We start from the raw sequence: 447 nt of genomic DNA on the forward strand, positions 1-447 counted from the left end.
AATTATATTATAAATTCAACTTTGCAACAGAACCTAAATACTTATATAAATGATATAAGTAAACTATAATTAACATTGTATTACAATATAATGTTTTGTATACTATAATTGTATTACATAATGTTTTGTATACTATAATTGTATTACCAGTTTTTGTTTTATATACAATAATTGTATTACCAGTTTTTTTTTTTAAAAAATTTAATTTGTAAAATTGGAATACGATTTTATAGAGAGAAAAAGGGAGTGTTCATTTGAAAAAAACACGAAAAAAATTAGATTTCTTACCGAATAAATTAAATAAATATTCGATAAGAAAATTCACAGTAGGAACAGCATCAATTTTAGTTGGTGCAACATTAATTTTTGGTGCAGGACATAATGTAGCTGAAGCAACTGAAGAAGATGGTAGTACAAATCAATCATCAACAGAAGACAAAACAACAA

The 447-nt window shown here is 23.3% G+C and carries 1 protein-coding gene; it reads left to right on the forward strand.

All coding sequences use genetic code 11. The features are described from left to right. Positions 1 to 254: 254 nt before the first annotated feature. Positions 255 to 447: YSIRK-type signal peptide-containing protein (locus tag HMPREF2897_RS08065; protein WP_070592907.1), on the forward strand; the 193-nt coding region annotated here is incomplete at its 3' end.

This window comes from Staphylococcus sp. HMSC065D05, assembly GCF_001813195.1.
In the GTDB taxonomy this organism is placed as follows: Bacteria; Bacillota; Bacilli; order Staphylococcales; family Staphylococcaceae; genus Staphylococcus; species Staphylococcus epidermidis.